Origin of the sequence: Streptomyces sp. NPDC058525 (assembly GCF_042719495.1) — a bacterium.
Taxonomy (GTDB): domain Bacteria; phylum Actinomycetota; class Actinomycetes; order Streptomycetales; family Streptomycetaceae; genus Streptomyces.
Genome location: NZ_JBHXNP010000005.1, coordinates 85,401 through 109,333 on the forward strand (window position 1 = coordinate 85,401; position 23,933 = coordinate 109,333).

General features: G+C 73.1%; 18 protein-coding genes. 15 read left to right on the forward strand and 3 right to left on the reverse strand.

Features of this window, described 5'->3' with window-relative positions; all coding sequences use genetic code 11:
* Positions 1-102: 102 nt before the first annotated feature.
* The 7 genes from ACFWP3_RS04455 (at position 103) to ACFWP3_RS04485 (ending at position 7,102) form a co-directional block, all read left to right on the forward strand.
* Positions 103-915 (forward strand): arylamine N-acetyltransferase, encoded by an 813-nt coding sequence (locus ACFWP3_RS04455; protein ID WP_384216146.1) that lies wholly within the window; start codon positions 103-105, stop codon positions 913-915.
* A gap of 32 nt (positions 916-947) precedes the next feature.
* On the forward strand, positions 948-1,553 hold the full coding sequence (locus tag ACFWP3_RS04460) for a YdbC family protein (RefSeq protein WP_030709623.1): 606 nt from the start codon (positions 948-950) through the stop codon (positions 1,551-1,553).
* 84 nt (positions 1,554-1,637) lie between these two features.
* Positions 1,638-2,297 carry a histidine phosphatase family protein gene (locus ACFWP3_RS04465; protein ID WP_384216056.1) on the forward strand — a complete coding sequence of 220 codons (660 nt, stop codon included), beginning with the start codon at positions 1,638-1,640 and terminating at the stop codon, positions 2,295-2,297.
* A gap of 11 nt (positions 2,298-2,308) precedes the next feature.
* Complete coding sequence (locus ACFWP3_RS04470) at positions 2,309-3,226, forward strand: ADP-ribosylglycohydrolase family protein (RefSeq protein WP_384216058.1); 918 nt, start codon at positions 2,309-2,311, stop codon at positions 3,224-3,226.
* Positions 3,227-3,406: 180 nt separating this feature from the next.
* Positions 3,407-5,155, forward strand: a complete 1,749-nt coding sequence (locus ACFWP3_RS04475; RefSeq protein WP_384216060.1) for a DUF4173 domain-containing protein — start codon at positions 3,407-3,409, stop codon at positions 5,153-5,155.
* 491 nt (positions 5,156-5,646) lie between these two features.
* On the forward strand, positions 5,647-6,357 hold the full coding sequence (locus tag ACFWP3_RS04480; RefSeq protein ID WP_384216062.1) for a ribonuclease HII: 711 nt from the start codon (positions 5,647-5,649) through the stop codon (positions 6,355-6,357).
* 76 nt (positions 6,358-6,433) lie between these two features.
* Positions 6,434-7,102 carry a hypothetical protein gene (locus ACFWP3_RS04485; RefSeq protein ID WP_384216148.1) on the forward strand — a complete coding sequence of 223 codons (669 nt, stop codon included), beginning with the start codon at positions 6,434-6,436 and terminating at the stop codon, positions 7,100-7,102.
* 152 nt (positions 7,103-7,254) lie between these two features.
* Here ACFWP3_RS04485 and ACFWP3_RS04490 read toward each other — a convergent pair whose 3' ends face one another.
* Both ACFWP3_RS04490 and ACFWP3_RS04495 read right to left on the reverse strand, forming a co-directional pair.
* Positions 7,255-7,884 (reverse strand): hypothetical protein, encoded by a 630-nt coding sequence (locus tag ACFWP3_RS04490; protein ID WP_384216064.1) that lies wholly within the window; start codon positions 7,882-7,884, stop codon positions 7,255-7,257.
* Positions 7,885-8,099: 215 nt separating this feature from the next.
* On the reverse strand, positions 8,100-10,259 hold the full coding sequence (locus ACFWP3_RS04495; RefSeq protein WP_384216066.1) for a RecQ family ATP-dependent DNA helicase: 2,160 nt from the start codon (positions 10,257-10,259) through the stop codon (positions 8,100-8,102).
* Positions 10,260-10,383: 124 nt separating this feature from the next.
* Between ACFWP3_RS04495 and ACFWP3_RS04500 the strand changes: the two genes are divergently transcribed.
* The 7 genes from ACFWP3_RS04500 to ACFWP3_RS04530 all read left to right on the forward strand — a co-directional run bounded on the left by ACFWP3_RS04500 (position 10,384) and on the right by ACFWP3_RS04530 (position 20,879).
* Positions 10,384-11,646, forward strand: coding sequence for a DUF4192 domain-containing protein (locus ACFWP3_RS04500; RefSeq protein WP_384216068.1), 1,263 nt, complete (start codon positions 10,384-10,386; stop codon positions 11,644-11,646).
* A gap of 209 nt (positions 11,647-11,855) precedes the next feature.
* Positions 11,856-13,844, forward strand: a complete 1,989-nt coding sequence (locus tag ACFWP3_RS04505) for a glycogen debranching N-terminal domain-containing protein (RefSeq protein ID WP_384216070.1) — start codon at positions 11,856-11,858, stop codon at positions 13,842-13,844.
* Positions 13,845-13,982: 138 nt separating this feature from the next.
* Complete coding sequence (locus ACFWP3_RS04510) at positions 13,983-14,729, forward strand: NUDIX domain-containing protein (protein ID WP_384216072.1); 747 nt, start codon at positions 13,983-13,985, stop codon at positions 14,727-14,729.
* 170 nt (positions 14,730-14,899) lie between these two features.
* Positions 14,900-16,729, forward strand: coding sequence for an ATP-binding cassette domain-containing protein (locus ACFWP3_RS04515; protein WP_384216074.1), 1,830 nt, complete (start codon positions 14,900-14,902; stop codon positions 16,727-16,729).
* A gap of 190 nt (positions 16,730-16,919) precedes the next feature.
* Positions 16,920-17,807, forward strand: coding sequence for a FadR/GntR family transcriptional regulator (locus ACFWP3_RS04520; RefSeq protein ID WP_384216076.1), 888 nt, complete (start codon positions 16,920-16,922; stop codon positions 17,805-17,807).
* Positions 17,808-18,191: 384 nt separating this feature from the next.
* Entirely contained in the window at positions 18,192-19,787 is a 1,596-nt protein-coding gene (locus ACFWP3_RS04525) for an RNA polymerase sigma factor (RefSeq protein ID WP_384216078.1), read from the forward strand.
* A gap of 126 nt (positions 19,788-19,913) precedes the next feature.
* Positions 19,914-20,879: a serine protease gene (locus tag ACFWP3_RS04530; protein WP_384216080.1), complete on the forward strand. Its 966-nt coding sequence runs from the start codon at positions 19,914-19,916 to the stop codon at positions 20,877-20,879.
* Between the two features lie 108 nt (positions 20,880-20,987).
* Here the strand turns inward: ACFWP3_RS04530 and ACFWP3_RS04535 are convergent, their stop codons facing one another.
* On the reverse strand, positions 20,988-21,221 hold the full coding sequence (locus tag ACFWP3_RS04535; RefSeq protein ID WP_030028922.1) for a hypothetical protein: 234 nt from the start codon (positions 21,219-21,221) through the stop codon (positions 20,988-20,990).
* Positions 21,222-21,668: 447 nt separating this feature from the next.
* On the opposite strand from ACFWP3_RS04535, the gene ACFWP3_RS04540 reads away from it, so the two are divergent.
* Positions 21,669-23,789: a type IIA DNA topoisomerase subunit B gene (locus ACFWP3_RS04540; RefSeq protein WP_384216082.1), complete on the forward strand. Its 2,121-nt coding sequence runs from the start codon at positions 21,669-21,671 to the stop codon at positions 23,787-23,789.
* Positions 23,790-23,933 lie beyond the last annotated feature (144 nt).

The following is a 23,933-nucleotide window of genomic DNA, read 5'->3' on the forward strand; positions in this document are numbered from 1 at the left end:
CTCGTGCCGATCATGGTGCGGTGAGAGCGGATCAAGGGGGATGGGGGAGCCATGTGGAGCGGTGACGAGCTGGACCTCGACGCGTATCTGGCGCGGATCGGGATGTCGGGCAGGGGCAGGGGCGGGGGCAGGCGCGGGAGTGGGGAAGCCGGGGAACTCCGGGCGGACCTCGAGACGTTGTACGCAGTGCACCGGGCCCACACCGGTGCCATCACCTTCGAGAGTCTGGACGTCCTGTTCGGCCGCCCCGTCGAGCTGGACGTCAAGTCGATCGAGGACAAGCTCGTGCACGCCCGCCGCGGCGGCTACTGCTACGAGCAGAACTCGCTGCTGGCCGCCGCCCTGGAGCGGATCGGCTTCGAGGTATCGGGACGGGGAGCCCGCAACCGCACCCGCGGGGACGCCCTGACCCCGGTGACGCACGCCGTCCTCGTCGTCACCGTCGACGGTCAACCATGGCTGTGCGACGCGGGGTTCGGCTATCAGGGGCCCCGCGAGCCCGTCCCGCTCGGGCGCCCGGGCGCGGAGGTGCGGCAGGAGGCGTGGACGTATCGTGTCCGGGAGGAGGCGGACGGAGTCCTCGTGCTGTGTTTCCTCCGCGGGGGAACCTGGCGTGATCTGTACGCGTTCTCCCCACAGCGGTACCACCCCGTCGACTACCTCCTGCTCAACCACTACAGCTCCACCCATCCCCGCTCCGCCTTCATCGGCCGGGTCATCGTCCAGCACCCGGGCGACGACCTCCGCCGGACGCTGGTCGGGCGGGAGCTCGTCCGGCTGCACCCCGACGGGCGGGAGGAGCGCGACACGGTCGCCCCCGAGGCACTGCTCGGCGTAATCGACCGGGAGTTCGGCCTTCGGCTGCCCGAGCGAGATGCGGTCGAACTGGTACGGATGTACCTCGCCGGGGACTGACCCGGGCCGCGCCGGGACCGTACGATGGCGCCGTGCTGGTCAAGTGGATTCGCTGCACGGTGACGGACCGACGCGGGTTCGAGCGGGGGCAGCGAAAATGGGCGGGGCTGCCGGGCGAGCCGGGATTCCGGGGGCAGGGCGGCGGCTGGAGCCGAGGCCGGCAGGGGGTCGCGCATGTCTTCGCGTTCTGGGAGAGCCGCTCCTTCTACGACTCCTTCATGGCCCGCAGCCACGACCGGTTGGCCGCAGCGCAGAACGGCACGTACACCGACCTGCGCGTCACCCTCTTCGATCACCGCTTCGACGTGAAGACCGGCTTCGAGCCGCGCTTCACCGACGCCGACGTGGTCCGGGTCGCGCACACCCGGGTCCGTGAGGGTCGGGTCGACCACTTCGCCCTCATGCAGGAGAAGGTGTGGAATCCGGCCATGGCGGGGTCTCCCGGCATGGTCCGGGGCCTCTTCGGCGAGGCTCCGGGCCGGGAGTTCCTGGTGCTGTCGATGTGGCACGCGGCCGCCGAGCACGGCAAGTACCGGCAGGAGCGGGTCGAGCGGCTGTCCCTGCGCGCCCAGATCCAGGCCGACGTCGAGGCCCTGACCGGTGACGTCGTCGACCTCGAACCCTCCTGGACCGTCTGACCCGGTGTGACCGTACGACGATCGGGAAGGCCTATCGGCGTGCCCCGGTCGGTGGGCCCGCCGATGGCCGAATAGGGTCGTGGAATGGTTCGACCACGGCGCATCGTCCTCGTCCGGCACGGGGAATCCGAGGGGAATGCCGACGACTCGGTGTACGAACGCGAGCCCGACCACGCCCTGCGGCTCACCGCGACCGGGCGCGAGCAGGCCGCGGCGGTCGGCGTACGGCTGCGCGAGCTCTTCGGCAACGAGACGATCAGCGCGTACGTCTCCCCGTACCGCCGGACCCTGCAGACCTTCCGGGAGCTGCGGCTGGACCCCACGCGGGTCCGGGTGCGCGAGGAGCCGAGACTGCGCGAGCAGGACTGGGGCAACTGGCAGGACCGGGACGACGTACGGCTCCAGAAGGCGTACCGGGACGCCTACGGGCACTTCTTCTACCGCTTCGCACAGGGCGAGTCGGGCGCCGACGTGTACGACCGGGTCGGGTCCTTCCTGGAGAGCCTCTACCGCAGCTTCGAGGCCCCCGACCATCCGCAGAACGTACTTCTCGTGACGCACGGGCTCACCATGCGGCTGTTCTGCATGCGCTGGTTCCACTGGTCGGTGTCGGAGTTCGAGGCCCTGTCCAATCCCGAGAACGGCGAATTCCGGACGCTGCTGCTGGGCCCGGACGGCCGGTATCGGATGGACCGCCCGTTTGAGCGCTGGACCACACCTGAGCCCTACGACCTGGACGGCTAGAGTGACCCGCGATGACGCCTGATTCCACTTCCGAACGGCGCTACGCACGCGCCCTGTCCAGCCTTCGCGGGCTGGCCCTGGGGGACGCCCTGGGCTCCCAGTACTTCGTCCCCGTGAACTACCCGCTGCTCAAGCGGCGTGAACTGCCCATCGGCTCCGAGACGTGGCAGTGGACCGATGACACGGAGATGGCCTGCTCTGTGGTGGCCGTGCTCGCCGAGCACGGACGCATCGACCAGGACGCCCTGGCGAGCTCCTTCGCCCACCACCACGACTTCGACCGCGGCTACGGGCCCGCCGTGAACCGGATGCTGCGGCTGGTCCGGGAGGGCCAGGACTGGCGCACGCTCGCCGCCGAACTGTTCAACGGCCAGGGCTCCTGGGGCAACGGCGCCGCCATGCGGATCGCGCCCCTGGGGGCCTGGTACGCGGACGACCCCGAGCAGGCCACGCACCAGGCGGAGATCTCCGCCTACACCACCCACCAGCACCGCGAGGCCGTCTGCGGGGCGATGGCCGTCGCCGCGGCGGCCGCCATCGCCGCGGACCCGGCCGGCCCGCCGAAGGCGGCCGACCTGCTGGACGGGGTGATCGCCCTGGTGCCGCGCAGCGCCGTGGGCGCCGGGATCCGCCGTGCGCGCGACATGCTGGACTACGGCGACGCGACCACGGTCGCGGCGGTCCTGGGCTGCGGGCGGCGCACGAGCGCCCATGACACCGTGCCCTTCGCCTTGTGGTCGGCGGCGCGGTCGCTGGACGACTACGAGCGGGCGTTCTGGACCACCGCGCAGGTGGGCGGCGACGTGGACACCACCTGCGCGATCGTCGGCGGCGTGCTGGGCGCGCGCGGCGACGAGGTGCTGCCGGCCGCGTGGCTGGCGCGTACCGAGGCCCTGCCGGCCTGGCTGCCGGAGACGGTGGCGCGCTAGCGGCCGTCGGCCCGGGCGGGGCCGGGTGGGCTTCCGCAGGGTGAAGCCTCGGATTTCCGATTGTCACGGTCCTGCCACAGGACCCTTTTGAGCCTGTTCAAAACTCCCTCGTGTCGGCCTACGCTGTCCGCTCCGCCGCCCCACCCGAACCCGGAGCGGCCGACAGGGGAGGGGAACCCGATGCCGGAGAACGCCGACGGGGCGGACAAGGCCGCGGACCGGACCGAGGGCACGGCCGCCGCACAGCCGGCCGCGGATAGGCCGGCGGACAAGCCGGCGGACAAGCCGGCGGACAAGCCGGCGGCCGAACAGGCGCCACCGGCCGCGGCGGTACCGTCCATGGGCACCGGAACCCCGGCCGACGCCGCCGCCTGGCAGGCCTGGCAGCAGCAACAGGCCTGGCACCGGGCCGCCGTCGCCCGGGCGGCCGCGGCCTCCGCCCCGCCCGCCTGGGTGGTCCAGGTGCGGCCCGCCGAAGCCGCCCCCATCGGCGCCGTGACCCTCGCCGCGACGCTGGTCACCGGCCTCTGCGCAGCCCTGCTCCTCGGTGACGGCATCGGCCCGGGCCTGCTCCTCGCCGCCGTGCCCGCCGTGGTCGCCGCCTACGCCGCCGCCCGCGAGGCCCGTCGCAGCGCCCGCCCCTGGACCCTGCTCTGGGCGATCGGCTGCCTCGCCCTCCTCGCCGTGCCCGCCCTGCGCGATTCGGCGTGGCCGTCCACCCTCGCGATCCTCGCCGCCCTCCTGCTCGGAGCACTGGCCCTGCACGGCAGCCGCACCTGGCCCGGCGTGCTGCTCAGCCCGCTCGGTGTCTTCGAGGCCGCCGTCTCCGGGCTGGGCTGGGCCTGGGCCGGCCTGCGCTCGCGCGGCGGCGTCAGCAGGGACCGCTGGCTGCCCGTGGCCAAGGCCGTGGTCGTGGCCCTGGTCCTCCTGCTCCTCTTCGGCACGCTCTTCGCCTCCGCCGACGCGGCCTTCGCCGATCTGCTGAGCGGGCTGACGCCCGACATCTCCATCGAGGACGGACCCCTCCGGATCGTCCTCTTCCTGTTCGGCTCCCTCCTCGCGCTGGCGGCGGCCCGCGCGGCCGCCGCCCCGCTGCGCTGGGACCGGATCAAGGTGACTCCCGGCAAGGCGCGCTCCCGCGTCGAATGGGGCCTCCCGCTCATCGTGCTCAACCTGCTCTTCGCCGGCTTCAACGCCGTGCAGCTCGCCGTCCTGTTCGGCGGGTACGACAAGGTCCTCAAGAGCACCGGCCTCACGTACGCCGAGTACGCGCGGCAGGGCTTCTGGCAGCTGCTCTGGGCCACCCTGTTCACCCTCGTCGTGATCGCACTGGCGCTGCGCTGGGCCCCGCGTTCCGGAGCCGGCGACCGACGCTTCGTACGCGTCGTGCTCGGCGTGCTGTGCGCGCTGACGCTGGTCGTCGTCGCGTCCGCGCTGCGCCGCATGGACCTGTACGTGGACGCGTACGGGCTGACGATCCTGCGGGTGTCCGTGACCGCGATGGAGATGTGGCTGGGCCTGGTCCTCGTACTGATCATGGCCGCCGGGGTGTTCGGCGCCCGCTGGCTGCCGCGCGCGGTCGCCGGGAGCGCGGCGGCCGCCGTCCTGGCCTTCGGGCTGCTCTCCCCGGAGGGGATGGTCGCCGAGCGCAACGTGGCCCGCTTCGAGGCGGACGGCAAGATCGACCTGGCCTACTTCCAGAGCCTGTCGGCGGACGCAGTACCGGCCCTCGACCGGCTGCCCGAGCCCCGGCGCTCCTGTGCCCTGCACGGGATCAGCCAGGAGATCTCCCGGGCCGGGGACGTCCCCTGGTACGCCATGAGCCTGGGCGAGCGCAGGGCCCGGCAGATCCTGCGCGAGCGGCCGGTGACGGCCACGAACGAGGTCTGCTCGCGTCTCGGCGCCTTCGGCAGCCGCAGCGAGTACTAGGCGGACCCCGCGCGGCCCCCGAGATCCCGCCCCTCGGCGGCGCCCCGGTCCCGCCCCGAACTCGAACGGGCGATTCCCGGCGCGGTGTTGGGGAGGCCGGGCGGGCCGCGGTGTGCGGCTCGGGCCACTGCTTCACGAGTGCGACCTGTCCCGCGGTCGGCGGTGGGCGGAGTGGTCCGGTCCGGAGTATGCGGACGGGCCCGGCGGCTGATCAGGAGGCCGGTGCTGTAGGGAATCGAGCGGGCTGGGGCGGAGCCGCCGCGGAGGGGGGCGCGGTGGCGCCGAGAGGTTGCGGGAGGGTGTGCGGGAGCGAAGGAGGAGGGTGCTCATCGCGGAGATGGCCGACGGGGCGAGGGCCCCGTCGGCCCGTGTGAAGGGCCCGGCGCGGGACCGGGTGCGGGGCGGACGGGGCCCGGCGGGGCGGCCGGAGCGGGGCCCGACCCGGGGCGGGGTGTGCAGGCGGCGCGGGGCGGCGTAACCTTGCTGGCGCCATGCCGTACGAAGCACCCACCCACACCGTCGAACGCTCCCTCCGTGCAACCACCGGCGCCAAGGTCATCGCCGGGGTCGACGAAGTCGGACGAGGGGCCTGGGCCGGTCCCGTCACCGTGTGCGCGGCGATCACCGGTCTGCGCCGGCCGCCCGCCGGGCTCACCGACTCCAAACTGCTCACTCCCAAGCGACGCGATGCCCTCGTCGACGTCCTGGAGACCTGGGTCACCGCCTACGCACTCGGCGACGCCTCCCCGGAGGAGATCGACGAGCTGGGGATGACCGCAGCCCTGAGGCTCGCGGCCGAACGGGCCCTCGGGGCCCTGCCGGTGCGGCCCGACGCGGTCATCCTCGACGGCAAGCACGACTACCTTGGCGCGCCCTGGCAGGTCCGCACGGTGATCAAGGGTGACCAGTCCTGCGTCGCCGTCGCGGCGGCCTCCGTCATAGCCAAGGTCCGGCGCGACCGGATGATGGCCGACCTCGGCGGACAGGGCGGGGGCTTCGAGGAGTTCGCCTTCGCCGCCAACGCCGGATACCCCTCGCCCGTACACAAGGCGGCGCTGCAGGAGCTGGGGCCGACCCCCTACCACCGGCTCTCCTGGTCGTACCTCGACGCCCTTCCCCAGTGGCGCCACCTCAAGAAGGTGCGCCGCAGCGAGGAGTCGGTCGAGCTGGAAAACGGAGGCCAACTCGGCTTCGATTTCTGATCGCACTCACGTGCCACCGGCCGGTACGTTTCGTACCGGTGTTTGATAGACATCACGTCACGCCTCTCACCACGCCATCGAGGAGCCTCAGATTCACGAGAGTGCCCAGGGTCCCCGCGTCACGCCGGCACCGAGCCGCACCGCGCAGACCCCCCGTCCCGTACCTGGTCCGCGTCCCGCAGCCGTCCCGCGGCCCGGACGCCCCGGTCCCTCCCCCGCAGCGGCAGGCCGCGCGGGTGGTACCGCCCCCAGGCCCGCCCCGCCCGCGCAGCGTGCGCCGCAGGCCACCCCCGGACCCGTTCCCGCAGCCCCCGCAGCCCCCGCCGCACCCGCGGCGCCGTCCGTCTCGGCGGCCGTGCCGCAGATCCAGCTCATCCCGGCCTCCGCCGAAGGTGCGCTCGACGCGGCCGAAGAGGCCGTTGACCTGCTGCTCGACACCGGGCGCGCGCCCGGTGACATCCTCGTGCTCACCACCGGCGACCCGCACCCGTGGGCCGCTCACGAGCTGTCCTTCGGCGAGGCCGCGTACTGGGCCCTGCACGACGCCGGGGACGACGTCTTCTACGCGGACGCCGCTCAGGTCCAGCGCGCCACCGGCCGTCCCGTCGTCGTCTTCGCCGTCAACGGCGGAGCGGCCGACACGGTCGTGGGCTCCCTGCCGGTCGCGCTCACCCGGGCCGGTGCGCTGCTGATCGTGTGCGGTGACCCGCAGCAGATCAACTCCGTGCTGGGTGCGGGCGTCTGACGCCCCGTACCCCGGCACGGACGAAGGGTGGGGCGGGGCGGGCCGTGGGCCGGCCCCGCTGAAGCCCGAGGGCCGATGCGCCGTACGCACCCGTTCGGCCCACAGACCGTACGAAGGTCAGCGTGCCGGGTCGGCGGGCGGTCGTACGGGGGTCAGCGTGCGGCGGTCCGGCGCAGTGCCTCGGCCGCGCCGCCACCGGTGTGCAGGGCGATCGGGGCGAACTCGGCCACCGTGTCGCCGAGCTGCTCGGGGCGCGAGTCCGAGCTGGGCCGCCGGCCGCCCCGGCCCTCGCCCAGCACCTGCCAGCCCCCGCAGGTCAGCGTGATGTACGCCCCGCAGCGCAGCCCGTGCAGGGTGCAGGCATCGCGCAGCCCCCACATCCAGGCACCGTCCTCCTCGGTCCAGCGCTCGTCGCCCTCGCGGCAGTAGAGCAGTACCGCCGTGCGGACCGGGGTCCGGCGCCGCAGGTCGTGCGGGATGACCCGGCGCAGGCGTGACAGAAGGGCGTTGCGGTACTCCCAGCCGTCGGCCGTCGCCGACCGCTGCACGAAGGAGGCGCTCGCGACGAGCTGCTCCTCCGGGCCGAGGACGGCGATGACCGCGGTCGAGGGCACGGGGCTGTGCCGGGAGTGCAGCCCGCTGACCACCTCGCGCGGATTGCGCAGCAGGGGAATGCCCGCTGCCGTCCACTCGGCGGGTTCCAGCAGCCGACCGTGCCGGCTGGCGCCGCCGGTGGCCGTTGTCAGGGACGTGGTCGAGTGCGGGGCGAATCCGAAGGTCACGGTCCTCCCTTCGGGTACACGCCCGCGGACGGGCACGGCTGGAGTGTGGGCGCGCCGCGGCACGGCCCAGGAGGATGCCGGGGAGCCGGGCGGGAGCACTCCAATTCTCGCGTGGCCCGCGAGCATGCGGCAACGAGCAATTGGAGCCGTGGACCGGAATTCGCCGGTATGCCGTTCATATCCTTGCCCCGTCAGGCCGAAGATGACGCATTCGGCTATGGCTGAAGTGCCAGCACCAGCGGAAACACCCCCTTCGCGCCTGCCCGCCGGAGCAGCCGGGCGGCCACGGCGAGGGTCCATCCGCTCTCCGCGCGGTCGTCCACGAGGAGGACCGGTCCCGCTGCCTCGGCCAGCGTCGCCGCCAGGGCCGGGGGCACACTCAAGGCCTGGTGGAGCCCCCTTACCCGCTGGGCGCTGTTGGAGGAGGGCAGGCCGTACTCCGGGACCTGGTCCGTGTACGCGATCGTCCCCAGCAGGGGCAGCCGCCCGACCTCCGCGATGCGCGCGGCCAGCGAACCGACCAGCTGGGGGCGGCTGCGCGAGGGCAGAGCGACCACGCCCACCGGCCTGGCCGGCGCCTCCGGGGCCCCCGAGGCCCAGCCGCCCGGACCGCGGGCCCAGTCGGCGAGGACGGCTACCACGGCCTGGGCGACGTCGTCCGGAATCGGCTGGTCCGGGCTTTGCTGGGCGAGCATCGGGCGCAGCCGGTTGCCCCATCCGATGTCGGAGAGCCGGCCGAGCGCCCGGCCCGTGGAGGCCTGTTCCCCGGCCGGGATGCGGCCCTTGAGGTCGACGCCGACCGCCGCGAGTCCGGTTGGCCACATCTTGCGCGGCTCCAGCTCCACGCCCGGACGGCCGAGCTCACCGCGGGCGGTGTCCAGCGCGGCGGAGGACACGTCCGCCGTGAACCGGGCTCCGGCGCAGTTGTCGCAGCGGCCGCAGGGGGCGGCCTGTTCGTCGTCGAGCTGGCGGCGCAGGAACTCCATGCGGCACTCGGTGGCCGCCGCGTAGTCGCGCATGGCCTGCTGCTCCGCGGCCCGCTGCCGGGCCACCCAGGCGTACCGCTCGGCGTCGTAGGCCCACGGCTCGCCGGTCGAGGTCCAGCCGCCCTTGACCCGGTGCACGGCGCCGTCCACGTCCAGGACCTTGAGCATCGTCTCCAGCCGGGTGCGGCGCAGGTCCACCAGCGGCTCGAGGGCGGGCAGCGACAACGGCCGCCCGGCCTGGGCGAGTACGTCCAGGGTGCGGCGCACCTGCTCCTCGGGCGGGAAGGCCACCGATGCGAAGTACTGCCAGATCGCCTCGTCCTCCCGGCCGGGCAGGAGCAGCACCTCCGCGTGCTCCACGCCGCGGCCGGCGCGGCCGACCTGCTGGTAGTAGGCGATGGGGGAGGAGGGGGAGCCCAGGTGCACGACGAAGCCGAGGTCGGGCTTGTCGAAGCCCATGCCGAGGGCGGAGGTGGCCACCAGTGCCTTGACCCGGTTGGCCTGGAGGTCGTCCTCGGCCTGCTGCCGGTCGGCGTTCTCCGTCTTCCCCGTGTACGAGGACACCGTGTGCCCGCGGTGGCGCAGGTACGCGGTGACCTCCTCGGCCGCCGCGACCGTCAGCGTGTAGATGATGCCGGAGCCGGGCAGGTCGCCGAGGTGGTCGGCGAGCCAGGCCAGCCGGTGCGCCGCGTCGGGCAGGGTGAGCACGGCCAGGCTCAGGCTCTCGCGGTCCAGCGGGCCGCGCAGCACGAGCGCGTCCGTACCCGCGCCGGTACCGAGCTGTTCGGCGACGTCGGCGGTCACGCGGGCGTTGGCCGTGGCGGTCGTGGCGAGCACCGGGACGCCCGGCGGGAGGTCGGCCAGCATGGTGCGCAGCCTGCGGTAGTCCGGGCGGAAGTCGTGCCCCCAGTCGGAGATGCAGTGGGCCTCGTCCACGACGAGGAGGCCGGTCGCGGCGGACAGTTTGGGGAGGACCTGGTCGCGGAAGTCGGGGTTGTTGAGCCGCTCGGGGCTAACCAGCAGGACGTCGACCTCGCCCGCCGCGACCTCGGCCTGGATGCCCTCCCACTCTTCGGGGTTGGCGGAGTTGATGGTGCGGGCGCGGATCCCGGCGCGGGCGGCTGCCTCGACCTGGTTGCGCATCAGCGCGAGGAGCGGGGAGACGATCACGGTGGGGCCGGCGCCGCTCGCCCGCAGCAGCGAGGTGGCGACGAAGTACACCGCGGACTTGCCCCAGCCCGTGCGCTGGACCACCAGCGCCCGGCGCTTGTGCGCGACGAGCGCTTCGATCGCCCGCCACTGGTCCTCGCGCAGCCGAGCCGTGCCCGTGGGGTCGCCCACGAGGCGGGCCAGTACGGAGTCGGCCGAGGACCTCAGGTCTGCGTTCATGCCCCCATGCAACCCGATGTCTCTGACATCGCGCCAATGCCGCCCTGAGGCTGTGGATGTTGAAGCTTGAATTTGGTTATCCACAGGGCTTTCGGGATCGGATCTTGCGCGGGACCTTCGGGACATGACGAACGACCACGCATCACGCAACCCGTCCGACCGGCCGTCCACCAGCACCGCCGGATCCACCACCGACTCACGGATCAGCCTGCGCAGCCCGGCCGAGCTGGCCGACGCGCTGCCCTACATGCTCGGCTTCCACCCCACCGACTCCCTCGTCATGGTCGCCGTGCACGGCGAGGGCGGCCGCTTCGGCGGCCGGCTCCGCGTCGGCATTCCGGCCACCTCCGCGGAATGGGAGGACACCGCGCGCCAAGTGGCCGAATGCCTGATCCGCGGCAGCGAACGGCGCGGGGGCAGGCCCGACGGCATCGTCGTCTTCCTCTGCCAGGAACCGCACGGCGGCGAGAGCGGGCAGCGGGTGATGACCCGGCTGCGTCCGCTCGCCCAGCGCATCAGGCTGGCCTGCGGCGCCCTGGACGTGCCCGTCCTCGAGGCGCTGTGCCTGTCCGCGGGCCGCTTCTGGTCCTACGTCTGCCCCGACCAGCGCTGCTGCCCCGCCGAAGGCAGCCCGCTGGCCGCGGTCGGCACCTCGGTGATGGCCGCGGCGGCGACCTTCGCGGGCCTCCAGGTCCGGGGCTCGCTCAAGGAGATCGAGGGACGGCTGGCGCCCCTGCGCGGCGCCGTGGCCGCGGAGATGGAGCTGGCCCTGGACCGGGCGGCCGCCGCCCTCGTGCCCAAGATCCTCGACGGGGCAACCCGAGAGGAGGTCGGCGCCGAGACCCTGGCGCTGGCCCGGGTGCTGATGCGGCGGATCACCCTCGCCCCGCCCGCCGAGGGAACCCACGCCGACGACCGGGACGACGCACTGCTCGACCACGACGAGGCGGCCGCGCTGATCCTCGGCCTCCAGGACCGCGAGATCCGGGACATCGCGGCCGAATGGATGGAGGACGAGGAGGCGGCCCCCGCCCTGCGGCTGTGGCGGGCCCTCGCCCGCCGCTGTGTCGGCGCGTACGGCGAGCACGCGGCGGCGCCGCTCACCCTCGCGGGCTGGGTGTCCTGGTCCACCGGGGACGAGCCGACCGCCCGGATCGTCCTCGGCCTGGCCCTGCGGGCGGACGCCGACTACCGCTTCGCCCAGCTGCTCCACCACGCCTGCAACGAGGGCATCGACCCCGAGGGACTGCGCGAGTGCCTGCGCGAGGAGCGGCGGCGCCGCGAACCACGGCGGGGCCGTCGCCCGGCGGGTTCGCGTCCCCGCGGCCGCCGGGGCAAGCAGGCTCCGAGCCGCGAGTCCCGCCGCACCGCGGGGAGCGGGCAGTGAGCCCCCGCCCGCACTGCTGCGGCAGCCCGCTGCGGTGCGTTCGGAGCTCCCTGGTGGCCATCGTGCGGCGGCGGCTTCGCCTCGGCTGCGCGCGGCCGGCGCCGCGGCCCGTGACCCGGGCGGGGGTGAGGGCGTTCCCCTGGAGGGTGGCGGGGGCCCGGCCGCGCCGCCGCCCAGCTGAACCGACCGGAGCGCAGACAAGGCGACGCATGTCTCACCCCGCACCACTCCGACCACCCGGCGTGCCTGTCGCCCGCAGGCTCGACCTGCCGCCCGTGCACGGCGCCCTCATCTGCGTCGCCGCGCCCTGCCTGGCCATCTCGCCCGAACACGGCCAGCTGACGGGGCGGGGGATCGACGGGATCTACCGCGCCGGGCGCCGGCTGCTGGCCCGCTGCGTGCTGCGCGTCGGCGGGCGGGACCCGGTGTCCGTCCAGGGGCGCAGCCTCGGAGCCGACCGGGCCGCCTTCACCGCGACCGTCCGCACCGGGGCGGAGCCCGGCCCCGACCCGGACATCGGAGTGGAGCGGGTCCGGCACGCGGACGGCACCGAGCGGATCACCTTGCGCAGCTTCGCCTCCCGGCCGGTCCGGCTGCCGGTGGAGGTGCTGCTCGGCACCGACCTCGCGGAGCTGGCCGCCGTCGCCGCCGGGCACCCCGGGCCGGAACTGCCCGCCGCCGTCCACGCCGCCGGGCTGAGGTGGACCACCGGCGGGGCGCAGGCCGTCACCGCCGCCGATCCGCCGCCGGACGACGCGCTGGCCTCGTCCGGGCTGCTGCGCTGGGTGCTCGAACTGGGTCCAGGCGAGTCGCGCACCATCGAACTGCGGACCACGCAGGACCGCGTCACGCGGGCGTCCGCCGGGCAGGTGGCGAATCCGCTCGCCGACGCCCGGGCCGAAGGGGACGACCCGAGAGCCGAGGCATGGTTCCGGACCAGCGTCGCGGACCTGAGGGCGCTGCTGATGAGAGATCCCGGGGAACCGGGAGGTGCCTTCGTGGCCGCGGGGGTGCCCTGGCGTCTGGGACTGGCCCCGGCGGAGTCGCTCTGGGCCGCGCGGATGGCGCTGCCGCTCGGTACCGGGCTCGCCGAGGCGACCTTGCGGATCCTGGCCCGCAACCAGAACGGCGGAAGCGGCCCCGACGCGGGGAAGATCCCGGGCCCGCTGCGCGGGGCCGGCCCCCAGCTCCCACCGGGATGCACCGGCACGGAGGCGACCCTCGCCTTCCCCGCGGTGCTCGCCGAGGCCCGGCTCTGGGGGATGCCGGAGGACGAGGTGGCCCGGCTGCTCCCCGCCGCCGAGGGATGCCTCGACTGGCTGCGCGGAGCTCTGGGCGACGACGGGTTCCTGGCCGATCCCGACCCAGGCCCCCGACGCTGCGAGACCCAGGCCCACGCCCACCGGGCCGCGCTGCTCGGAGCCGATCTGCTCGCCGCGTGCGGGCGGCCCGGAGCCGAGGAGTGGCGGCAGTGGGCGGCCGCGCTGCGGGAGCGGTTCCGGGCCGGGTTCTGGATCGACGGCCCGGACGGGGGCCGGCCCGCGGCGGCCCTGCACCCCGACGGCCGGCCGCTGCCCCGGCTCACGGGGGCCGCCGCGCACCTGCTCGACACCGGCCTCCTCGGCGGAGGCAGGCTCGCCCCGGGGCTCCTGGACCGGGCCCGCACCGAGCAGGTGGCACGGTTGCTCGGAGCCCCCGCCATGGACTGCGGATGGGGGCTGCGGAGCATGGCCGTCAAGGAGCCCGGCCACAACCCTTTCGGGCACCGCTCGGGTGCGGTGCGGGCGTACGAGAGCGCCGTGGCGGTCGCCGGACTGGCCCAGGCGGGCTTCGAGAAGGAGGCCGCGGGCCTGCTCCGGGGCCTGCTGGACGCGGCGGAGACCTTCGGCTACCGGCTGCCGGAGATGTTCGCGGCCGAGCAGCGCGTCTCCCACAGCGCCCCGCTCCCGCACCCGGCGGCCTGCCGCCCGGCCGCGGTGGCGGCGGCGGCCGGGATCCACGTCCTGACCGCCCTCGCCGGAATCCGCCCCGACGCCCCCGCGGGCACGGTCGCCCTCGTCCCGCTCCCCGGCGCACCCCTCGGGGCCCTGCGCCTCTCCGGCCTGCGGGTATCGGGGGAGCCCTTCGCCGTCCGGGTCAGCCGGCTCGGCCTCGGCATGGTGGAGGAGGCCGCAGATGCGCTCCAACTGGGAGGCTAGTGCGGTGACCGGCCGACCGTCCGGGCCACCGCACCAGGGGCGTCGTGGCGGTCCGGCGGGACGCCCCGGCCCGCAGAACGGCGGCTCCAAGGTCACCAAAGCGCTGTTTATCGTCAGGCAGACGACTATGATCGCGGCATGTCGCCCTACGACCCGTCGGCCTTCCCGCCCTTCGCCGTCACCGTCGACCTGGTCGTGCTCACCGTGCGGCGCCACGCACTGTGTGCGCTGGTCGTCCGGCGGGGTGAGCAGCCGTTCCAGGGGCGCTGGGCGCTGCCCGGCGGATTCGTGCGCGGTGACGAGGACCTGGCGGGGGCCGCGGCGCGCGAGCTCTCCGAGGAGACCGGGCTGTGCGCCCACGACCCCGTCGTGCCGGGCGCGGGCAACGGGGCCCATCTGGAACAGCTGGCCACGTACGGCGATCCGAAGCGCGATCCGCGCATGCGCGTGGTCAGCGTGGCGCACCTGGTGCTGGCTCCGGACCTGCCGGCCCCCCGGGCGGGCGGGGACGCCAACAGTGCCCGCTGGGCCCCCGTCGACGAACTGCTGGCATCCGAGGAGGAGAGCTCCGCGGGGCTCGCCTTCGACCACGCCCGGATCCTCGCCGACGGCGTCGAGCGGGCCCGCTCGAAGATCGAGTACTCCTCCCTGGCCACCGCCTTCTGCCCGCCCGAGTTCACCGTCGGCGAGCTGCGCCGGGTCTACGAGGCCGTCTGGGGCGTGGCCCTCGACCCGCGGAACTTCCACCGCAAGGTCACCGGGACCCCCGGGTTCCTGGTGCCGGCCGGAGGGACAACGACCCGTCAGGGTGGGCGCCCGGCACAGCTGTTCCGGGCGGGCGGGGCCACCCTGCTCAACCCGCCGATGCTGCGTCCCGAGGTCTGACGCCGCACCACCGCGCCCGGCCCCCGGCGCAGGCTCGGCCTCGTGGCCCAATCCGATGGCGATATCGGCATCCCATCGGACCGGTTGCGCAGCAAATCGGACATATCGCGTTATCTTGCTTGCGGTACTCACGCTGCCGCAGAGCGGTCTCACACCCCGCGAGAGAAGCGATGCTCCAGGCCATCGGACTCACCAGCACCCCCCGTCGCAACGCCCCGCCCCTCGTGGACGACCTCACTCTCGAGGTCCGCCCGGGGAGCGTAACCGCCCTGCTCGGCGAGCCGGGATCGGGCAAGACCACCGCACTGCGGCTCATGCTCGAACTCGAACGGGGCCGCGGCGTCACCTACTTCCGCGGCCGCCCGCTGCACCGGATCCCGTACCCCGGCCGTGAGGTCGGCGTACTGCTCGGCGATGTCCCCGGCAACCCCGCGCGCACCGTACGCAACCAGCTGCGGATGCTCTGCGCCGCCGCGGGGGTGCCGGCCTCCCGGGCCGACACCATGCTCGAGGTCGTCGGGATCGCGGGCCTGCGGGACCAGCGGCTCGGCTCGCTCTCGCTCGGCATGGAACGCCGGGTCGCGCTGGCCGCGGCCCTGCTCGCCGACCCCTGCACCCTGCTGCTGGACGAGCCCGCCGCCGGCCTCTCGCCCCGCGAGAGCGGCTGGCTGTACGGGCTGCTGCGCGGCCACGCCTCGCTCGGCGGAGCGGTGCTCTTCACCACCGACGACGCCAAGGAGGCCGCGCGCAACGCCGACCGGGTCGTCAGCGTCGAGGCCGGGCGGCTCGTCGCCGACCAGGACGCGGCCGAGTTCGCCCGGACCCGGCTGCGGCCGAGGGTCGCCGTGCGCACCCCGCACGCGGCCCGGCTGGCCGACGTACTGGGCCGGGAGGCCCGGGCCGCGCAGCGTGCGGTGGAGATCGTGGAGGAGAGCGGCAGCCGCCTGTCGGTGTACGGCAGCAGTTGCGCGGAGGTCGGGGAGGCGGCGTTCAAGCACGGCGTGCTGGTGCACCGGCTCGCCGACGAGACCGGCGACACCGGCGCTCCGACGCCGCCGGTCCCGCATGCCCGGACCGCCGCCGACTCGGTTCGCGGTGCGGGGGCTGAGACGGCCTCCGGCGAGGCGGCCGAAGTCGATCCTGGGACGGCTTCGGACGAGGCCGACTGGGGCGGGCGGTCCCGGCGTGCCAGGTCGCGGCGGCCCGCCTCGGCGGTGCGCCGCGTCGGCGGGCCGGTGCGGCCGCTGCGCTACGAGCTGCTGCGGGTCTTCGGCACCGCCACACCGGTGTTCACAGCCGCGCTGGTCGCCGTGGTCTCCGTCCTGACCGCGCTCGTCCTGGCCCGGGCAGGGCACACCCCGCAGAACCGCCTGCTCGCCGCCTGGCCCGAGCTGCTGCCCCTGCCGCCCGCGGCACTCGGCGCGGGCCTGCTCGGGGCCCTGGCCTTCGGCGAGGAGTACCGCTACCCCGCGCTCGCCGCCGATCGCGGCACCGTGCCCCGCCGGATGGGGCTGCTCACCGCCAAACTCGGTGTCTGCGCCGTCCTCGCCCTCCTGCTGGGCGCCCTCGTGGTGGTGGCCGACGCCGCCGCGCTGGCCCTCGTCTTCGACCACAGCGGCCCGCTGCACGCCCCGTCCGAGTGGCTTTCCCCGGCCGCGAGTTGGGCCGGGCTGCTCATCGGCTGCGCCTGGGCCGGTGTCCTGGCCTCTGGAGTCTTCCGGTCCGCCACCGCGGGCTTGGCCGCGGTGGTCGCCGTACCGGTGCTGGTGGTGCCACTGGTGCGCAAGGTGCTGGAGGGTTCGTCCGCCTACCCGGTCACCGGGCTCGGACCCCGGCTGCGGAGCCTGGCCTGGGTGCAGTGGCCGCCGGAGGCGGATCGCCTGGTCACGGGGGCCTTGCGGGTGATGGCCCAACCCGTCGGCACCGCTCTGGTGTTGTCGCTGATGGTCCTGTTGTGCGCCTATGGGTTCACCGGACTGCGCAGCCGGGTCCGTTGGTGATCGTTCCGATGCACAGAAGGGCCGTACGGGACCGTTGGAGTCCACCTCGCGTGTTGCGGACCGCAACTCCCCGTAAAAGGCCCGGTTCTTTACGATAAGTCGTCAATTGCGCAGGTGGCACCGATCACCCTTTCGTGTGCTTTTCACCAAAGACCTCAAGGGTGATGGAGGCACGGCCGACAAAGGATTCGTGAGTACCCTTGCGCACACCATGATGACCGCCGCCCGCCACGCCGACTCCGGCCTCGCCGGCCCGGGCGAACTCGACCGCTACCCCTACGCGGAGACCCCAGGGTCCGACCGGGTCGGAGCGCCCCACTGGGACGGCGCCGACGTCGAGTTGAGCCGAGTCGGCCGCCGCGCGGCCGGCAGCCGCGGCCGCGGACTGCACGGCCAACTCGTCCAGCAGCTCGGCCAGATGATCGTTTCCGGCGACCTCGGAGCGGACCGCCCGCTGGTCCCCGAGGAGATCGGCCAGCGCTTCGAGGTCTCCCGGACCGTCGTCCGCGAGTCGCTCCGGGTCCTGGAGGCCAAGGGCCTCGTCAGCGCCCGCCCGAACGTCGGCACCCGGGTCCGCCCCGTCGCCGACTGGAACCTGCTCGACCCCGACATCATCGAGTGGCGGGCCTTCGGCCCCCAGCGCGACGACCAGCGCCGCGAGCTGGGCGAGCTCCGCTTGACCATCGAACCGCTCGCCGCCCGCCTCGCCGCCGGGCACGGCCGCCCCGACATCCAGCAGCGTCTCGCCGACATGGTCGAGATCATGGGCCACGCCCTCGGGCAGGGCGATTCGATCACCTTCGCCCGCGCGGACAACGAGTTCCACGCGCTCCTGATCCAGGTCGCCGGCAACCGCATGCTCGAGCACCTCTCCGGCATCGTCACCGCCGCGCTCCAGGTCTCCGGCAGCCCGGTGACCGCCTGCGACCGCCCGAGCGAGACCTCCGTCGCGCACCACGCGCGGATGGTCGAGGCCCTCGCCGCCGGTGATGCGACGGGCGCCGAGAACGCCATGCGCCAGCTCCTGACGGTGCATCCGGAGGTCGAGCGCGTGGTCCCCGCCCCGCGCGAGCACTGACGGCCGTACGCGCGGGGGCGCGGGGTGTACACGACGTGTCGCCGGGCCCTGGAAGTCCCCCGGACGGAGTCCGGGGGAGGGGCCGGCGACACCGGCGTGCGGTGCCGCATCCCGGCCCCGCAGAACCATGCGTATGACCCTATGACCGGCATTGGCGCATACGGGGTGTGACTCGGGCCACGAAGATTGGGCGTAACGCTCTGCGAGGTCACGCGATGACCTAAGAGGTGATGGCCGACGGAGGGAAGACAGCAGCCCTTGCGGGTGCTGTGCAGCTCCCCGGCCCCTGCCCGCGCCCCCGGCCCATCCCCAGTCGGTGGTCGTCGGCTCCGGTCCAGCACCACCAGGCCCGGGGTCGGAAGCCGTTCCCATCGTTCCGAGAGGTTGTTCGTGTCGGCCAGCACATCCCGTACGCTCCCGCCGGAGATCGCCGATTCCGAGTCTGTGATGGCGCTCATCGAGCGGGGCAAGGCCGAGGGGCAGATCGCCGGCGATGACGTGCGTCGGGCCTTCGAGGCTGACCAGATTCCTGCGACCCAGTGGAAGAATGTTCTGCGCAGCCTCAACCAGATCCTCGAGGAAGAGGGTGTGACGCTGATGGTCAGTGCCGCGGAGTCGCCCAAGCGCACCACCCGCAAGAGCGTCGCAGCGAAGAGCCCGGCCAAGCGGACGGCCACCGAACCCGTCGCCAAGAAGACGGCGGCGAAGACGACGGCGGCCCAGCCCGTGGCGACCGCGGCGGCGGCCCCGGCGGCCGAGACCACGGACCCGGAGACCGCGGACGCCCTCGCCGACGAGCCCGGAACCGAACCCGCGAAGAAGACGGCGGCCAAGAAGACGGCGGCGAAGAAGGCGGCACCCGCCCGGAAGACCGCCGCCAAGAAGACGGCCGCGAAGAAGACCGCCTCCAAGAAGGACGCCGACGAGGCCGGTGACGAGGAGACCCCGGAGGAGGGTCCCGACGCCGCCAAGGCCGAAGGCGAGGAGGAGGACGAGGGCGGCGAGAACAAGGGCTTCGTCATCTCGGACGACGAGGACGACGCCCCGGCCCAGCAGGTGGTCGTCGCCGGAGCCACCGCCGACCCGGTCAAGGACTACCTCAAGCAGATCGGCAAGGTCCCGCTGCTCAATGCCGAGCAGGAGGTCGAGCTCGCCAAGCGCATCGAGGCCGGACTGTTCGCCGAGGACAAGCTGGCGAACTCGGACAAGCTGGCGCCCAAGCTCAAGCGCGAGCTGGAGATCATCGCGGAGGACGGCCGCCGCGCGAAGAACCACCTGCTGGAGGCCAACCTCCGCCTCGTGGTCTCCCTCGCCAAGCGCTACACCGGCCGCGGCATGCTCTTCCTGGACCTGATCCAGGAGGGCAACCTGGGCCTGATCCGCGCGGTCGAGAAGTTCGACTACACCAAGGGCTACAAGTTCTCCACGTACGCGACCTGGTGGATCCGCCAGGCGATCACGCGCGCGATGGCCGACCAGGCCCGCACCATCCGCATCCCGGTGCACATGGTCGAGGTCATCAACAAGCTCGCCCGCGTGCAGCGCCAGATGCTCCAGGACCTGGGCCGCGAGCCCACCCCGGAGGAGCTGGCCAAGGAACTCGACATGACCCCCGAGAAGGTCATCGAGGTCCAGAAGTACGGCCGCGAGCCGATCTCCCTGCACACGCCGCTCGGCGAGGACGGCGACAGCGAGTTCGGTGACCTCATCGAGGACTCCGAGGCCGTCGTCCCGGCCGACGCCGTGAGCTTCACGCTCCTGCAGGAGCAGCTGCACTCGGTGCTCGACACCCTCAGCGAGCGCGAGGCCGGCGTGGTCTCGATGCGGTTCGGCCTCACGGACGGCCAGCCCAAGACCCTCGACGAGATCGGCAAGGTCTACGGCGTCACGCGCGAGCGCATCCGCCAGATCGAGTCCAAGACCATGTCGAAGCTGCGCCACCCCTCCCGATCCCAGGTGCTGCGCGACTACCTCGACTGACCGGCCCGTCCGGCAGCGAAACCGGGACCGATACCGACTAGCGGCGCCGGTGGCCGCGCGGGTGCGCACGGCCACCGGGCATCCCACTCTGGGTGGAGTCATGCACACTCGGAGTCAGGAGGCCTCATGCGTCGTCCCATTGCCCGCGCTCTGGCGGGAGCGCTGACCCTGGCGGCGGGAGCGGTCGTGGCGCCCCTGGCCCAGGCGCCGCAGGCGGCCGCGGACAGCGTGGTGATCGGCGGCAAGCCGGTGAAGGTCGGCGAGAGCCCCTGGGTGGTGGCCCTGGCCAGCCGTGACCGGTTCGGGGGTACGCGCGGCGGGCAGTTCTGCGGGGGCGTCGTGGTGGCCCCGTCGAAGGTGCTGACGGCGGCCCACTGCCTGGGCCGCGACGTGCTCGGCGGCTCCGTCGAGTCGGTCGGCGACCTCCGGGTGGTCGCCGGGCGTACGGAGCTGCGGGCGAGCGACGGCCGGGAGATCGCGGTGCGCGGCGCCCGGGTGAACCCGGACTACGACCCCGCCAGCAACGCCGGCGACCTCGCCGTCCTGGAGCTCGCCGAGTCCCTGCCGGCGCACTACGTGATCCCCATGGCCGGAGCGGGGCACTCGGCCTACGCGCCCGGGACCGAGGCGGCCGTATACGGCTGGGGCGACACCAGCGGCTTCGGCGACTACGCGTACGCGCTGCGTGCCGCGCGGGTGACCGTGCTGTCCGACGAGGTCTGCGGGCGTGCCTACCCGGGGGACGCGAGCGGGCAGTACCAGGCGGAATCGATGGTGTGCGCGGGCGAGGACAGCGGCGGCAAGGACGCCTGCCAGGGCGACAGCGGGGGACCGCTGGTGGCCCAGGGTCGGCTGATCGGCCTGGTGTCGTGGGGGCGCGGCTGCGGGCGGGCCGACAGCCCGGGGGTCTACACGCGCATCGCACCGCTCGTCGGCTTCGTGACAGCCCAGGAGAGCGGCGCGCAGCCCGCCGGGGTGCAGGAGTCCCGGACCGGCCCCGGAAGGGCCTCCGGGGTCGGTGCAGGGCCCGTACAGGGGCATCGCACGGTGCACGGACCGCAGCCGGCGGCTACGGGCGAGCGGCGGCCGTAGCCGCCGGCCCCGGATGTGAGGACGGGCGGCACCCCTGGGTCTCAGGGGTGCCGCCCGTCGACCGGCCTGGCCGGTCCTGGCTCGTCGGATGCGAGGAACAGGCCTGTGTCAGCGGTCCTCGGGTTCGGCATGGGCAGCCGGAGCGGACGTGAGCCGCTCGGTCTCATCCTGTATTTCCGCGGCGATCTTCTTGAGTTCCGGCTCGAACTTGCGACCGTGGTGGGCGCAGAAGAGCAGTTCACCGCCGCTCAGCAGGACGACGCGCAGATATGCCTGGGCGCCGCAACGGTCGCATCGGTCAGCGGCCGTCAGCGGGGTCGCGGGTGTCAGAACAGTAGTCACGTCGCCTCTTCTCTAGCTCGACGAGCTGTCGTACCAGGGTCAACATCCAACCAGGCCGAAAACGTTCCCGCTCGCGGCTTTTCCTCGAAACTTCCTTCCGAAGCTGGCCGGCTGTTGCCGGTTGGCGGCGAAGGAGCCGTATTGCGTTGCTTTACGGTTTCGCGTTGTCAGTCGTTCGCTCGTTGCAGTTCCATCCTCCCCCGGCTGAGTGCCAGGTTGTTCATGAGGACGTGCCCGAACCCTAAATGGTTCATGCCTGGAAGGGAACGTGATGTTTCCTTCACCCCCTCGGGGGATCGAACAACCGTGCGGATCTGGACTAGGGTGAAGAACGCGCGAGGGTGGCGTTGCATCGGCTCTACCTGGCCTCGGTACCCTTCGACCGGCACCCGAGCCACCCCTGCGCCCCACCGGGCCAGAAAAGAAATTCAGCGAGGAGCGAACTGCGTGACCGCCGACACGTCCGTGCCTTCCAGCGCGCTGCTGTCCGGAGCAGACCGGGACGGTTCCAACTACACCGCGCGGCACCTGCTCGTCCTCGAAGGGCTGGAGGCCGTCCGCAAGCGCCCCGGCATGTATATCGGCTCGACCGACAGCCGAGGCCTCATGCACTGCCTCTGGGAGATCATCGACAATTCCGTCGACGAGGCCCTGGGCGGGTACTGCGACCACATCGAGGTGATCCTCCACGAGGACGCCTCCGTGGAGGTCCGGGACAACGGCCGCGGCATCCCCGTGGACGTCGAGCCCAAGACCGGCCTGTCCGGCGTCGAGGTCGTCATGACCAAGCTGCACGCCGGCGGAAAGTTCGGCGGCGGCTCGTACGCGGCCTCCGGCGGCCTGCACGGCGTCGGCGCCTCCGTGGTCAACGCCCTCTCCGCCCGGCTGGACGTCGAGGTGGACCGGAGCAGCTCCACGCATGCGATCAGCTTCCGCCGCGGCGTGCCCGGGATGTTCACCGAGCAGGGCCCCGACAGCCCCTTCGACCCCGCGAACGGCCTGCGCAAGGTCAAGCGCGTCGCCAAGGGCAAGACCGGCACCCGGGTCCGCTACTGGGCCGACCGGCAGATCTTCCTCAAGGACGCCCGGCTCAATCTGGAGACGCTCTACCAGCGCGCCCGCCAGACCGCCTTCCTCGTCCCCGGCCTGACCCTGGTCGTCCGCGACGAGCGGGGCATCGACGGGGCCGGCAAGACCGAGGAGACCTTCCGCTTCGACGGGGGCATCAGCGAGTTCTGCGAGTACCTCGCCCAGGACAAGGCCGTCTGCGACGTGCTGCGCCTCACCGGGACGGGCACCTTCAAGGAGACCGTCCCGGTCCTCGACGACCGCGGCCACATGACCCCCACCGAGGTCACCCGCGAGCTCGGCGTGGACATCGCCCTGCGCTGGGGCACGGGCTACGAGACCAACGTCAAGTCCTTCGTGAACATCATCGCCACCCCCAAGGGCGGCACCCACGTCTCCGGCTTCGAGCGCTCGGTCGCCAAGACCGTGAACGAGGTGCTGCGCTCGGCGAAGCTGCTGCGCGTCGCCGAGGACGACGTGGTCAAGGACGACGCGATGGAGGGCATGACGGCCGTCGTGACCGTCCGCCTCGCCGAACCCCAGTTCGAAGGCCAGACCAAGGAGGTCCTCGGCACCTCCGCGGCCACCCGGATCGTGGCGGCCGTGGTCGCCAAGGAGCTCAAGGCCTTCCTGACCTCCACCAAGCGCGACGACAAGCAGCAGGCGCGCTCGGTGATGGAGAAGATCGTCGCGGCCGCCCGGACCCGGATCGCGGCCCGCCAGCACAAGGAGGCGCAGCGCCGCAAGACCGCGCTGGAGTCCTCCTCGCTGCCCGCCAAGCTGGCCGACTGCCGCAGCGACGACGTGGACCGCAGCGAGCTCTTCATCGTCGAGGGCGACTCCGCCCTCGGCACGGCGAAGCTCGCCCGCAATTCCGAGTTCCAGGCGCTCCTGCCCATCCGCGGCAAGATCCTCAACGTCCAGAAGTCCTCGGTCTCGGACATGCTCAAGAACGCCGAGTGCGGCGCGATCATCCAGGTCATAGGAGCCGGCTCGGGCCGGACCTTCGACCTCGACGCCGCCCGGTACGGGAAGATCGTGCTCCTCGTCGACGCCGATGTGGACGGCGCGCACATCCGCTGCCTGCTGCTCACGCTCTTCCAGCGGTACATGCGTCCGATGGTCGAGGCGGGCCGGGTGTTCGCGGCCGTGCCGCCGCTGCACCGGATCGAGCTGGTCCAGCCGAAGAAGGGCCAGGACAAGTACGTCTACACGTACTCGGACACCGAGCTGCGCCAGACCCTGCTCGAGTACCAGCGCAAGAACATCCGCTACAAGGACTCGATCCAGCGCTACAAGGGCCTCGGCGAGATGGACGCGGACCAGCTGGCGGAGACCACCATGGACCCGCGCTTCCGGACCCTGCGCAGGATCAACATCGGCGACCTCGACTCCGCCGAGACGGTCTTCGACCTGCTCATGGGCAACGAGGTGGCCCCGCGCAAGGAGTTCATCACGAGCTCCGCGGCCACCCTGGACCGCTCGCGCATCGACGCCTGACCAGGCGGACGCTCCTCGCACACCGCCGCTCTTCACTCCATCACCTGAAGGAGTGAAGAGCGACGGGACACCAGTCCGGAAAGCGACCATTGAGCACATCCTTGTGAGCACGCGGCCAATGCGGCAGCGGACAAGGAGAGTTCG